The organism is Virgibacillus kekensis, from assembly GCF_042654125.1.
Lineage (GTDB): Bacteria > Bacillota > Bacilli > Bacillales > Amphibacillaceae > Lentibacillus > Lentibacillus kekensis.
Map to the genome: position 1 here is coordinate 172,956 of NZ_JBHSFU010000006.1, position 13,824 is coordinate 186,779.

Below are 13,824 nucleotides of genomic sequence, written 5' to 3' on the forward strand. Positions count from 1 at the left end.
CCATTCGCAGGTTTCTTGTTTCGACGGTTTTAGTAGAAATTCACCAGATTAGACCACCAACAAACCGGGTATTGAGATATATTGTTGTACTAACTAAATTTTTCAATACACCAGAATATTAAAGAGAAATCAGAAATGCGAGGTACGGGAAATGGATACACGCCTATTATTATCTTGTCTGAAAGTAAAAAAAATATATGGAAGACTGCCTGAGAAAATTAATAACCTGGAACAGGATTCCCGTAAAGTCAATACAGGTGACTTATTTATATGTACACCTGGTTTCACCGTGGACGGGCATGACTTTTACGAAGAAGCGTTAAGTAACGGTGCATCCATTATCGTTTCGGAAAGACACCTCGAAATGGACCTGAATTCATCTGCGTTAATCGTTGTAAATGACACTAAAAAAGCAATGGCACTGCTTGCCAACAAATTCTACGACTACCCCTCTTCTAAAATGACAGCCTATGGGGTAACCGGCACAAATGGTAAAACCTCGGTTACTACATTAATGCATGCAATGCTACGAAAAGAGGGAAAAACTGCTGCACTGTCCGGTACTAATGGAATTAAAATAAATGATGAAATGTTTCCCAGTGATAACACCACATGTGATATTCTGACAAACCAGCGGGAATTAAAAAAAGCCGTTACCAGTGGGGTTGAAAACATGGTGATGGAAGTTTCTTCCCATGGTATTGAACAGGGCAGGCTGCATGGAATAGATTTTGATGTAGTCACTTTTACAAATCTTTCCCATGAGCACTTGGATTATCACCATACAATGGAAAAGTATGGATATACCAAAGGACTCCTCTTTGCGCAACTTGGAAATAACCTTCAGAATGCAAAAATTGTAGTGCTTAATCGTGATGATCCATGGTATTCAGCCTATAAAGGCATGACTGCATACGAAGTTATTTCATATGGAATTAAAGAAGATGCAAACTTTTTCGCAGAGAATATACTATACAACGAGGATGGAACCCATTACACGCTTCACTCGCCTGAAGGTACATATCAGGTTGAAACGAGCTTGCTCGGTGAATTTAATGTTTATAATTCACTGGCGGCGATAGCCTCTTTATATGCTGATGGCTATTCCGTTTCTGAGCTTGTTACAATTCTTAAAACAGTGGCATTCGTACCCGGCCGTATGGAAAAGGTAGAAATTAATGCACCTGCAACTGTCTATCTTGATTATGCACATACACCGGACGCCATAGAGAAATCGATTCAGTCTGTTCTTCCCTTTAAAAAAAGGAAAATTATTTTTGTTGCTGGGACTGGTGGTGACCGGGATAAGGGAAAACGGCCGTTCATGGCAGAGAAAGCCTCTAAAGCGGATTACGTTATTTTGACAATTAATGACCCGAGATACGAAGATACAGAAGAAATTCTCAGAGCAATGGAAAAAGGAATGCAGCATAATAGCTATGTTCTTATTGCGGATCGAAGAGAAGCAATAAGTCACGCCATTGAATTGGCCGAGCCTGATGATATCGTAATAGTAGCGGGAAAAGGGCCAGAAGATTATCAGATTATTGGCGGAGAAAAACTTCCGCACAATGATATTGAAATAATAAAAGAATCGTCTGCAAAAAAATATGCTGGATTTGTTTCCAATACGGACTAATTCCATTCCTTATTGGATATTTTCCGGATAACTTTCGACGGACAGACACAAAATCCTCACCTCCTTCATACAGATGTTATAAGGGCATTAGCCCTTGCAGCATTTTGAAGGAGGTGTATATATTTGTCGGGTATTTTAAGTGTTCTCGCTTTATTGATTAAAGAGGCGCTTTTTTTTGTCTCCTACGTTAAAAACCACGCCTTCCCTCAGCCACTCCCACCGGAAGATGAAGCGAAATATATTGAAGCCATGCAGGAGGGTGACAAAACAGCCCGAGATAAACTGATCGAACATAATTTAAGGCTTGTTGCGCACATAGTGAAAAAGTTTGAGAATACAGGAGAGGATATGGAGGACCTCATCTCTATCGGGACAATTGGTCTTATTAAAGGAATTGAGAGCTTTTCCACTTCCAAAGGTACTAAACTAGCTACTTATGCAGCCCGGTGTATTGAGAATGAAATTCTGATGCATCTACGGGCGTTGAAGAAGGTAAAAAAAGATGTCTCACTGCATGATCCACTCGGCCAGGATAAAGAGGGGAATGAGATAAGTCTGATTGATATCCTAGAAGCCGAAAATGAAAATATAATTGAATATATTCAACTGAACATGGAAATTGACAAAATGAAACATTACCTCTCGATTCTTGACAGCAGGGAAAAAGAAGTGATTATTTGCCGATACGGGCTTAACAATCAAAATGAAATGACACAACGAGAAATTGCCAAGAAACTGAATATCTCTCGCAGTTATGTTTCTCGTATTGAAAAGCGGGCGTTAATGAAAGTCTTTCACGAATACTACCGGCAGGAACGAAGAGGATAACAAAAATTGATCCCAACATAAAAAAGCGCGGTGAATATCTTCACACGCGCTCATTTTCGTTAATTTTAGCTTTTAGCCGATGTGAGCGGTATAAGAACCAACCGGCAGACAGCACTGCACCCAATGACATCAGCACCAGGAAATTCCCGTCTGAAGACTGGCGTACATACAAGTATATGATTGATCCTAGATAAAGGTAGGATGCAAGAATTAATAGTGTACCAACAAAACGTCGATAGTCTTTTAGTTTAAGTTCTAGATGCTGTTCTTTCAAATTCATTGTTCTTCCCCCCATATACTGCATCATAACATATCAAAGTGCTGTATATGAACGGAAAATGATGGTTAATTAAATTTCCTGGATTATTTTCATAATTAAATCTGCTGCATTTTTGGACGCCTTGTCCAAAAAAGCCTCGAAAGAGATAGACGATTCTTTCCCTGCAATATCCGACAATGCCCGAATAATCACAAAGGGTTTATTATACTGATAGCATACCTGTGCAATCGCCGCTGCCTCCATTTCGGCAGCAATCATGGTCGGAAACTTTCCTCGCACAAAATCCACACGTGCGGGATCAGCCATAAAGGAATCACCTGTTGCTATGATGCCCTCCTGATAGTTCAGGTTCAATGCCTTGATTGCATGTGCAGCTTTAGCAACTAATTCAGTGTCAGCTGCGTACATAGCCGGCATTGACGGTACCTGGCCATATGCGTACTCAAACGCAGTTACATCCACATCATGGTGGACAACCTGGGTGGAGATAACCACATCTCCTACTTCCAGCTCGTTAGAAAACCCACCGGCTGATCCAGTATTGATTATATGTGTAGGTGCAAACCGTTCATGAAGTATGGTTGCAGCTAATGCCGCATTTACTTTGCCGATACCAGACTTCAGAAGTACGACGTTTCGTCCGTGCAGTGTCCCCTGAATCAGCAGACAGTTTGCTACCTCTTCTTCTGAAGTATCTCTCATCTCGTTACGGAGCAAAGCAATTTCCTCATCCATCGCCCCGATAATTCCTATGGTCATCGTATGGTCCCTCCATCTGTTGTCAGTGCCTTATTCGAAACGCCATTCTTGGTCATTCTCTTTCAGTACTTCTACCTTACTAGGTTTCCATCCCTGATTTTCTACCCATGTCATATAGACACGGTAATATTCCGTATTGTCTGCATTGGAAACGGTACTTATAACACTATTATCTCCATTTCGCTGAATCCACCACATAATAAGGCTTTCTTCATCAAGACCTGTAGCCACAGCAGATGCTTTCCGCATTTCAAGTCTGTCTTGTGAGCCCTCATCAAAATTTGTTGTGTGAGGTTCACTCTGTTCTGTCCCCACTGGCTGCCAATCTTTCGTATAAGCTTCAGTTACATTATCGTCGGATGGTTCTACCTGTTCCGTTCCGGATTGGGCATCAGATTCATTGTCTTGCGTATTATTTTCTTCCGTATCGGATTCACCAGTGGAGTCATCTTGCGCATTGTTTTCATCGGTCTCTTCTTCATCAGTGTTACCAGCCTCGTCATCACCAGAATTACCAGCTTGTCCATCCTGACCAGTAGTCTGGCCAGCTTTTTCGTCGGTCGGCTGTTCGGCTGATTCATCTCCGCCGAATACCATTACACCGATAAGCACTACCAGCAGAATACTTCCAAGAATCAGTAAAACAGATAGAGACTTGGTATTTTTTCTTCGTTTTTCAAATTTATCTACCCGTGAATTATTGGTAAAATCAGACACTATCGTTCCCTCCTATACTATACTCTCTTATAGTATCATATTTTTACTTTAAATTAATATGTCTACCTGAGAATAGCCAAATCATCCTAGAATTAAGAGCGTACATGCCGATTCTTATGTATGAATAGCAAAAAAGTAATATGATCCTTTCACAGAACGGCTTGCCACAGGGCGCGACGTGCGGTGGACTGTGGTGATAAAGGCTTTAAGATAAACATGATGGAAGTAGTTGTTGAAATCACCGCATTAATACATAAAAAAACGGAATGACAGCGCATCCCGTTTTACATAGGTCTAATTAACATTTACTATTTTAACTTTTATTTCGCCGCCTGGGGTAACGACCATTACTTCTTCACCAATCTGATGGCCCATAAGACTTTTGGCCATCGGCGAGTCATTTGAAATCTTTCCTTCAAATGGATCGGCCTCTGCACTTCCCACGATTGTATAGGTCTCTTCTTCCCCATCAGGAAGTTCCTGGAAAGTAACAGATTTACCAAGCGACACAACGTCTGGATTTTCATTATCATTTTCAATGATTACAGCATTGCGAATCATCTTCTCCACTTGAGAAATGCGCGATTCCACAAATGCCTGTTCATCTTTGGCTGCGTCATACTCGGAATTCTCGGATAAATCCCCAAATCCGCGGGCAACCTTAATGCGTTCAACTACTTCCTGACGCCGCTCTGTTTTCAAATAATGTAATTCATTTTCTAATTTCTCTTTCCCCTCTTGAGTCATATAATAACTTTTCTCTGTTGCCATCAAAAACACTCCTTTGAATATTAGAAAGCCTGGCATTTATCAATAATTGCAGTAAAGAGATACTCTTCTGCTTAGGGTACTTTCTGTCGCCAGATTTTTAGTGGTGAATATCTTCGTGTTATTGTTGCTTTATAGAAACTACTATGGCAGATTTTATTTAAATTTACAATACTTTTTAATACTTTCAGTTATTATTTATCTCTGCCTGTCTAAAATGGTATGACCTAACATAAAGTCCTATGCAAGATAATGCTGTCAATCTGACTCCGTAGTTTGATTTCTCCTGTTTTTAGCCAGAATATTCTCGATTTTAGTGGCCATGATGTCGATTGCCACGTGATTCTGTCCACCTTCAGGGATAATTATATCCGCATATCTTTTTGTTGGTTCGACAAATTGAAGATGCATAGGGCGCACATTATTGACATACTGGTCAATTACAGAATCAAGCGTCCTACCACGTTCCTTGATATCACGCATAAGACGGCGGATAATCCGGATGTCTGCATCTGTGTCGACAAATACCTTAATATCCATTAAATCAACTAGTCGCGGATCCTCAAGAATCAGTATACCTTCCACAATAATAACTTCCTTGGGCTCCACAGGGATAACTTCCTTGGACCGGGTATGAATCTTATAATCATAAACAGGTTTTTCTATTGGTTTATTATCAATTAAATCTTGTATATGACTGATCAGTAAATCATTATCAAATGCGAGTGGATGATCATAATTGGTATTAAGTCTCTCTTCAAATGGTAAATGGCTCTGATCCTTATAATAATAATCCTGTTCTATTACTAGTATTGTTTTATCTTTAAATCGCTGGCAAATAGAATGGGTTACGGTTGTTTTACCACTTCCGCTACCGCCGGCAACTCCTATTACTACGGGTTTTTGACGCATGAAAACAGGGTCCTCCTTTTAATTTGATTTGCTGCTGATTGCTACTCCATCACCGATTGGAATAATGGTGGTGAAGAAATCAGGTTGTTGAATTAGCCAGTCGTTGTAATCACGGATCTTTCCGGCTATTTTTTTAAGCCGTTTGTTATCTGTTTCGGGTTCAGCTACAAATCCCTTGAACAGTACGTTATCCGATACAATAAAACCATTCTCAGTGAGTAATGGCCTGGACAACTCAAAGAAATGTTTATACTGCCCTTTGGCTGCGTCAATGAACACCATATCAAAAAGTTTGTCCGACGGTAAATCATTAAGCTTTTCCATAGCATCTCCAAAAATAACTTGGATATCAGCTTTGTCGCCATACTTCTTAATGTTGTCGATTGCCTGATTGTAACGATGCTTATCTCGCTCGATTGTAACGATTTCTGCATAGTGATGGGCCTCGCTCATACGTAACGCTGAATAACCAATAGCGGTACCTATTTCAAGGATACGGGCAGGCTTTTTTAACCGTATAAGCTGCATGAGGAAGTTCATGCTCAGAGGATCCATAATTGGAATGTTTTCCTCTTTGGCAACCTCTTCCATGTCCCTTACCCACTGATCAACTGGAGGGAGATTATTTTTCAGGTAATTCACTAATGCTTCGTCCATTTTTCCATCCTCATTTGCATAATTTATTTCCTTAGACTATCTCTATACTAACTACCTGCTAAAAAAACGGGAAATGTGGCCAGCAGCCACACTTCCGTTTTTAGTTAATTTATATATTTCTGTTTTAAAGTTTGGTGTTCCTGATGTGTTTCTGCGAAATGAATATTCCCTTCACTGTCATGTAAAAAATACTTAAACGCTGTTTCCTGAGGATTCACAGCTGCCTGAAGGGATATTTCAGCAAAATTGGAAATCGGTCCTATTGGAAGTTTATCAACAAAATAGGTATTGTAGGGTGATTCTACTTCCAGGTCTTTATAAAGTACACGATCTTTGTGTTCCCCAAGAGCATAAAGAACAGTTGGATCCGTCTGCAGCCGCATCCCTGCTTCCATACGATTATAGAATACACTAGCAATTTTCCGGCGTTGCTTCTCTGAACTTGCTTCCTTTTCGACAAGTGAGGCCATTGTCAGGGCTTCATGGACGGACAAATCTCGCGCGGAAATCTCATTCAGATATGGTGTAACCACAGTAACTGTTTTTTCTAGCATTTTTTCGACTACTGCTTTTACACCAGGTTTATTATCGTAGAAATTATAGGTTGCAGCGAATAAATATCCTTCCAATGGTGTTCGGATATCGGGATTGAGTATTACATTCGATAAAACATTCGGATACGAATTAATCAATAACTCGATATATTCCGGATTGTTTACCACCTCTAGAAATTCCTTTTTGCTAAATGGAAGCTTATTTGCATATATCTCAGCAATTTCCTCAATGGTTTTACCTTCTGGAATAGTAATCGTGTAAACTGGTTCTTCGAGTACTTTACCGTTTTTAAGAGCATTTATTATCTCATCTATTGCCATGGATGGTGATAATTTATATTCGCCTGCCTGGAAATTCGATTCATTCTTAAATTTTATGTAAAAGCGAAACACACGAGCATCTTTAATAATCCCGTTTTCTTCAAGGGTACTAGCGATTGCCGATGTAGATGACCCCATCGGAATTTCAACTTTCACTTCTTTATCACTGTCAGGATTTACTGGCTCCAGGGCTGATTTAACATACATATATCCTGATATGCCACCAACAACTAATATGAGAACCAGTGAAACAATGATAACAGCGACAATTCTTCTCACTGTTTTTGCATCTTCACTTCGTTTCACAAGATTGTTCATATAGTCACCTGACTTTTTCTTTTTCGACATTCAATATCCCCCTCACCCGCTATATTATACTAAAAAAAGCTATAATTATCCATAGCAAAAGGGATAGAAAAAGGAAAAGCCGATATCTATACGATATCAGCCTCCTTATATTCAGATTTATTTGTCGCTTTCCTCATCTACCAGTGTGTTCAGCATCTCCTCAACCATTTCCCACTCTTCATCTGATTCAATAGGAAACAATGCCAGATCATCATCTTCCTGTTCCTTTTCCTCATAACGGAAGGCATAAACTTCTACCTCTTCATCTTCCTTCTGTTCTGCGGGAACTACAGCAATATAAGATTGTTCATTTTGATCTACATCGAATGTAAACAGTACCTCAAACAGATGCTCTTCTCCATTTTCATCTGGTATAATAATTCGTTCTTTCTCTTCCAAGGGCATAACTACACTCCTTTATTTGGTCTGATCAAGATATCCCTGTAGAATCATGACAGCTGCCATTTTATCAATTACTTTTTTTCTTTTTTTCCTGCTCATATCTGCCTCAAGCAGCACACGTTCTGCAGCGATAGTCGTTAACCGTTCATCCCAAAGAACAACCGGTATATTATGGGTCTTTTCTACATGTTCGGCATATCTTTCAGATGCCTGGCCACGCTCACCAATCGTTCCGTTCATGTTTTTGGGTAGACCCATAACTGCCTTTTCAACTTCGTGCTCTTTCAGTATTATACCCAGTTCTTTGTCTGCAGATTCAATATCCCGTTCATCCCATTTAATTGTGGTTAGACCCTGTGCAGTCCAGCCCAATGCATCACTTATTGCGACACCGATTGTTTTCGATCCGACATCAAGTCCAGCAATTTTCATTTACTTACTCTTCTGCTGTTCTTCCAGGTAAAATTTGACCAGCTCTTCAATAACCTCGTCGCGCTCTATTTTACGGATCAGATTCCGGGCTTCATTATATCTAGGTATATATGCAGGGTCACCAGATAACAAATAACCCACAATTTGATTGATCGGATTATAGCCTTTTTCCTTCAGTGCGCCGTGCACAGTCAGCAGGATTTCCTTTATATCCTGCTCATAAGGCTCTTCCGAAAAATTAAATTTCATCGTTTTGTCGATAGAACTCATAGTGACACCTCATTCCATGATTTACCTTCATTCCCTATTCTAACATGTTTGCCCTTAATATTATATCTTTTTGTGTAAGATAGAATACAGGATTTTTAATTGTTTTCACTTTCCTTAACATATTGCTCAGCATAGCCAAGTGCCTCATTTATTTTATCAGGGTTTTTACCGCCGGCCTGGGCCATGTCTGGACGGCCTCCACCGCCACCCCCACAAATCTGGGCAGCCTGTTTAATTAAATTTCCTGCATGGTAACCCCTTTGGACAAGGTCTTTGGAGACGCCTGCTGCAAGTTGAACTTTTCCATCATTTTCAGCTGCAAGAAGAATAATCCCGGAATCCAGCTTCTGTTTCAGATCGTCTACCATGTTCCGTAACTGGTTCATATCTTTAACACTTACTTTTTCGGACAGCAGTTTTACCCCGTCTAAATCCTTCACTTTTTCGATAATTGATGAAGCTTCTGCGTTCGAGAGTTTTGCATTCAAGGATTCGTTTACTTTTTCCAGATCTTTAATATCCTGATATAGTCCTTCAATCCGTTCGGGTACGCGTTCTTCATTTGTTTTCAATAATTGGACCGCTGTTTGCAATGTGTTGAGGCGCTTATTAACATGTTCGTATGCATGCCTGCTGGTTACTGCCTCAATTCTTCTGGTGCCGGCACCTATTCCTGATTCGGAAGCTATTTTGAAGAGGCCGATTTCAGCAGTATTCTGAACGTGGCATCCACCACAAAGCTCAATGCTGTAATCACCAATCTGTACCACTCGGACAATATCTCCGTACTTCTCCCCGAATAATGCCATTGCTCCCATCTCTTTTGCTTCGTCAATTTTCTTGTGATCAATCTGAAGTGCAATTGAATCCCAGATTTTTTCATTTACTTTCTGTTCAATATCCTGAAGTTGCTCCGCTTTAACCGACTCAAAATGAGAGAAGTCGAATCGCAGCCTGTCTGGAGTCACGAGTGAACCAGCTTGGTTAACATGATCACCTAGCACATCCTTCAACGCCTGGTGAAGCAGATGGGTTGCTGTGTGGTTTTTAATAATTGAAGTACGGAATGCACTGTCAACTATTGCTTTCACACTGTCGCCCACGTGGAGATTCCCCTCTTTGATTGTTGCAAAGTGGATATGCTGCCCTTTAGGAGCCTTCTGTACATTTCCTATATAGGCTGAAACGTTATCACTGTACACCCAACCATTATCCGCAACCTGTCCTCCACTTTCAGCATAGAATGGTGTTTCTTTGAGGAACAGAATTACCTCATCACCTGGTTCAGCCTTATTTATTTTCATGTTATCTTTAATAATTGCAACTATCTCAGTCTGGGTTTCCAAATATTGATATCCTGTAAATTCACTTTCCGCTTCAATATCCGCGAGAACTCCATCCTGGACCTGCATGGAGTCCACCTTCTGCCGTGCATTCCGGGCCCTTTCACGCTGCTTGGACATCTCTTCCTGATAACCTTCCTCATCGATCGTGAAGCCTTGCTCGGCAACGTATTCCTCAGTTAATTCCTTAGGGAACCCATACGTGTCATAGAGTCTGAACACTTCGACTCCTGGGAAAACATCACTGCCTTTACTCTTTTCTTTTTCCATGATGGAAGTAAGGATATCCAGCCCATCATTAAGTGTCTCATGGAATCGTTCTTCTTCCACTTTTACGACATTTTTAATATAGTCCTGTTTCTCTACTACCTCAGCGTAAAAGTCTTTCATAATTTCCCCGACAGTTGGCACTAACTTGTACATAAACGGCTCATCTATGCCTATTTGCTTGGCAAACCGAACCGCCCGGCGAAGCAGTCTTCTCAGTACATATCCCCTGCCTTCATTGGACGGCAATGCATTATCACCTACTGCAAAGGTCACTGTACGGATATGATCGGCAATTACTTTAAATGCAGTATCGTCTTCTTTCGTTTTACCATATGCTCTATCCGTCATCTCTTCTGTCTTGCGGATAAGCGGCATGAATAAATCCGTCTCAAAGTTAGTCGGCGTATCCTGAATCACACAGACCATACGCTCAAGGCCCATTCCGGTATCAATATTCTTTTTCGGTAATGGGGAGTACGTATCATCCGGATTATGGTTAAACTGGGAGAATACCAAATTCCATATTTCAAGATAACGTTCATTTTCGCCACCCGGATAGAGTTCCGGATCATTTGGATCATTGCCGTATTTCTCTCCACGGTCATAAAATATTTCCGTGTTCGGACCACTTGGACCTTCGCCAATATCCCAAAAGTTTTCCTCCAGCCGGATAATCCGTTCTTCCGGTATACCAATTTCTTTCAACCAGATATCGTACGCTTCATCATCCTCAGGGTGAACTGTGACAGAAAGCAGCTCAGGATCAAAACCTATCCATTTGTCGCTGGTTAAAAACTCCCACGCCCAGATGATCGATTCTTTCTTAAAATAATCACCGATTGAAAAATTACCAAGCATTTCAAAAAACGTGTGGTGTCGTGCTGTAAACCCGACGTTCTCAATGTCGTTGGTCCGGATTGACTTTTGGGCGTTAACCAGCCGTGGATTCTCTGGAATAACACGTCCGTCAAAATACTTTTTCAGTGTTGCTACCCCACTGTTAATCCAAAGCAGTGTTGGGTCTTCTTTTGGAACCAGTGAAGCACTTGGTTCAACGCGGTGCTCTTTTTCTTTAAAAAAATCAAGAAACATTTGCCGTACCTGTGCTGATGTTAATTGTTTCATCTGAATACCTCCATATCTTTTGGCAATAAATTCTTTCTTAAACCAAAGCCCGTTTTGGACTATGCCCATTAACCTCTCAGTTGATATAAACTACTACTTAACAGTCAGCCTAGCTTCGCTCCGGAAATACATTACGCTTTCCGCGGGCAACGCTCCAAATTCCTCGGAAGAAGACCACTTCCTGCGGGATTTTCAGCTGTTGCTTTTCCCGCAGGAGTCTCCATGTATTTCCCCTCGCTGGATTAAGGCCGATTCGTATTGTATTTACATGTACTCTTAACCTTATCAAATAGTGAACGCATTTTTAGAGCAGGCAGAATACGAAGATTCCTGGGGAACTGTGCCCCTTCACAGGAGCATGCCGCCGATGGGCGCAAAGCCCGTTTTTGGTCGGCCTTCCTTCAGACCCCGCAACGGCGATCTTTCCGCGAGTAAGCCATGCCCCCGGCAAAGGAAACAATGTGAAAGCTTTAGCTTGAACAGATGTTGACCTTGCACCCGGCGTGGTAAAAGCGAAGTATTCTGCCAGAGCGAAGCTACGAGTTACTTCGCATTTTATAGATTTTGTGTCCAAAGCATCTTTCTTTTAATAAAACAGCCTTAAACTAAAAAAATCTCCTCTCTGCAATTATGCAGGGACGAGATATTCGCGGTACCACCCTAATTATGAACAAATAAAGTTCATCACTTTCACATGGTAACGGTATGAAACCGACGGGGATTAGCCGTACTCCAGTTTAGCTTTCCATGCCTCATCGTTAGGATTTCTTTCAGCCAAGGGAAATCCCTCTCTTAAAACAGAGCGTCATGTACTTGGAACCTTCAACGTATTCATATATATCCTTGGTATATGATATTATAGAAAACTAAAATGCAAATGTCAATTATAGCGTCTAGCTGTTAGTATATGTGAAGTAATCACTTTTAAAACAGTCAATAGCGGAACAGCAATAACCATGCCGATTACACCGAATAACTGCCCCCCCAGAAGCAGTGCAAATATGATAGCAACAGGGTGGATGTTAATACTTTTGCCAACAATATACGGAGACAAGAGATTACTCTCGATCAGCTGAATGACAAATACGCTTATTAACACGACAATGATCAACTTGGTGGAAACGGTGGCCGTAATGGCAACTGCAGGAACAGCTCCGATAATTGGACCAAAGTATGGTATCAGGTTAGTAACCCCCATAATAATGGCCAGAAGGAGTGCATAGTTAATATCGAGGTAGCGGAACACCGCAAACGCTGCCACACTGATAAAAAGACAGACAATCAGCTGCCCACGGATATACCTGCCAAGGCTTTCATCGATTGCATGGCAGATTTCACTAGTCTGATTTTGATATTTAAATGGAATCCATTTTTTAATATAACCTTTTATCTTTTCGTAGTCCTTAATAAAATAAAAGACAAGGACAGGTATGACAGTTATAAACACAATCATATCAAAAATCCCGGTTAATCCCCGTACCAGGTCAGTTAATAGGTTCTCTATATACGTCTCTATCTCTTGTATAAGTTCATCCATACGGTCATGGACATTTTCCGGTAAAAAAGCGGTATATTCATAGAGGCTGTATACAAAATCACGATACATTTCTATCAAGTGTGGAAGTTGTACTTTAAGATCGCTCAACTGGTGAATAATCATCGGAAAAATCCGGTGAAGCAAGTATCCAAGTCCACCGAAGAACAGTACATATATAATAATAATTGCAAGACCTTTTGGTATGTTGTGTTTGTGCATTTTTAAAATGATAGGATAAAGAAAATAAGCGATCAGAAGTGCAACCAGAAAAGGAGCCAGCAGGTTCCATAAAAAGGAAAAAAAAGCCCCGTATACAGGGAGCAGCTTGACAAGCAGATAAATAAATATAAATAAAGCAATTCCTGAAACTGTCCAGTAAAGGAAATTCATTGGCTTCCAGTTTTTAAATAACAAAATGTTCACATCCAGGAAGGATAATAGCCGACTCCATACGAAAAACTACCATCGGATCTTTCTTTCATCCTTGGTAAATAAATCATCAAGTGAACTTAATGAACCATCTGCCTCTACCTGATGAATTGTCAGTTCACTTCCAAGAACGGAGAATTCGATAAAGCAATTCCAGCAGTAGAATTGCTGGGAACCGATTTTCCCTACGTCTTTACTGTTGCAGTTTGGGCACACAAACATAGCCAAAGCTC

At 40.7% G+C, this 13,824-nt stretch carries 15 protein-coding genes and 1 other annotated feature; of the genes, 2 read left to right on the forward strand and 13 right to left on the reverse strand.

The features are described 5' to 3' along the window. Positions 1-151 precede the first annotated feature (151 nt). Positions 152-1,639: a UDP-N-acetylmuramoyl-L-alanyl-D-glutamate--2,6-diaminopimelate ligase gene (locus ACFO3D_RS11815; RefSeq protein ID WP_390296196.1), complete on the forward strand. Its 1,488-nt coding sequence runs from the start codon at positions 152-154 to the stop codon at positions 1,637-1,639. 123 nt (positions 1,640-1,762) lie between these two features. Then, a complete protein-coding gene (gene sigK / locus ACFO3D_RS11820) occupies positions 1,763-2,467 on the forward strand; it encodes an RNA polymerase sporulation sigma factor SigK (RefSeq protein WP_390296198.1) in 705 nt (234 codons plus the stop codon). Positions 2,468-2,507: 40 nt separating this feature from the next. Here the strand turns inward: sigK and ACFO3D_RS11825 are convergent, their stop codons facing one another. The 13 genes from ACFO3D_RS11825 to ACFO3D_RS11885 all read right to left on the reverse strand — a co-directional run bounded on the left by ACFO3D_RS11825 (position 2,508) and on the right by ACFO3D_RS11885 (position 13,813). Then, entirely contained in the window at positions 2,508-2,762 is a 255-nt protein-coding gene (locus tag ACFO3D_RS11825; protein WP_390296200.1) for a YrhC family protein, read from the reverse strand. 54 nt (positions 2,763-2,816) lie between these two features. Then, a complete protein-coding gene (mtnN, locus tag ACFO3D_RS11830; RefSeq protein ID WP_390296202.1) occupies positions 2,817-3,506 on the reverse strand; it encodes a 5'-methylthioadenosine/S-adenosylhomocysteine nucleosidase in 690 nt (229 codons plus the stop codon). 30 nt (positions 3,507-3,536) lie between these two features. Next, the gene (locus ACFO3D_RS11835; protein ID WP_390296204.1) at positions 3,537-4,223 is read right to left on the reverse strand and encodes a YrrS family protein; all 687 of its coding nucleotides are present in this window, start codon (positions 4,221-4,223) and stop codon (positions 3,537-3,539) included. A 294-nt stretch (positions 4,224-4,517) separates the two neighbouring features. Then, positions 4,518-4,994, reverse strand: coding sequence for a transcription elongation factor GreA (gene greA / locus ACFO3D_RS11840; RefSeq protein WP_390296206.1), 477 nt, complete (start codon positions 4,992-4,994; stop codon positions 4,518-4,520). Positions 4,995-5,249: 255 nt separating this feature from the next. After that, the gene (gene udk, locus ACFO3D_RS11845; RefSeq protein WP_390296208.1) at positions 5,250-5,903 is read right to left on the reverse strand and encodes a uridine kinase; all 654 of its coding nucleotides are present in this window, start codon (positions 5,901-5,903) and stop codon (positions 5,250-5,252) included. 18 nt (positions 5,904-5,921) lie between these two features. Further along, positions 5,922-6,560, reverse strand: a complete 639-nt coding sequence (locus tag ACFO3D_RS11850) for an O-methyltransferase (protein WP_390296210.1) — start codon at positions 6,558-6,560, stop codon at positions 5,922-5,924. Between the two features lie 104 nt (positions 6,561-6,664). Next, complete coding sequence (gene mltG, locus ACFO3D_RS11855; RefSeq protein ID WP_390296212.1) at positions 6,665-7,783, reverse strand: endolytic transglycosylase MltG; 1,119 nt, start codon at positions 7,781-7,783, stop codon at positions 6,665-6,667. Between the two features lie 117 nt (positions 7,784-7,900). After that, positions 7,901-8,188 (reverse strand): DUF1292 domain-containing protein, encoded by a 288-nt coding sequence (locus ACFO3D_RS11860; RefSeq protein ID WP_390296214.1) that lies wholly within the window; start codon positions 8,186-8,188, stop codon positions 7,901-7,903. Between the two features lie 12 nt (positions 8,189-8,200). Then, positions 8,201-8,617, reverse strand: a complete 417-nt coding sequence (gene ruvX, locus ACFO3D_RS11865; protein ID WP_390296216.1) for a Holliday junction resolvase RuvX — start codon at positions 8,615-8,617, stop codon at positions 8,201-8,203. Beyond that, positions 8,618-8,887, reverse strand: coding sequence for an IreB family regulatory phosphoprotein (locus tag ACFO3D_RS11870; protein WP_390296218.1), 270 nt, complete (start codon positions 8,885-8,887; stop codon positions 8,618-8,620). It abuts the gene before it with no gap. 95 nt (positions 8,888-8,982) lie between these two features. Next, positions 8,983-11,625: an alanine--tRNA ligase gene (gene alaS, locus ACFO3D_RS11875; protein WP_390296220.1), complete on the reverse strand. Its 2,643-nt coding sequence runs from the start codon at positions 11,623-11,625 to the stop codon at positions 8,983-8,985. A 631-nt stretch (positions 11,626-12,256) separates the two neighbouring features. Next, positions 12,257-12,460: a binding site (T-box leader), on the reverse strand. A gap of 45 nt (positions 12,461-12,505) precedes the next feature. After that, the gene (locus ACFO3D_RS11880) at positions 12,506-13,576 is read right to left on the reverse strand and encodes an AI-2E family transporter (RefSeq protein WP_390296222.1); all 1,071 of its coding nucleotides are present in this window, start codon (positions 13,574-13,576) and stop codon (positions 12,506-12,508) included. Positions 13,577-13,621: 45 nt separating this feature from the next. Beyond that, complete coding sequence (locus tag ACFO3D_RS11885; protein ID WP_390296224.1) at positions 13,622-13,813, reverse strand: hypothetical protein; 192 nt, start codon at positions 13,811-13,813, stop codon at positions 13,622-13,624. Positions 13,814-13,824 lie beyond the last annotated feature (11 nt).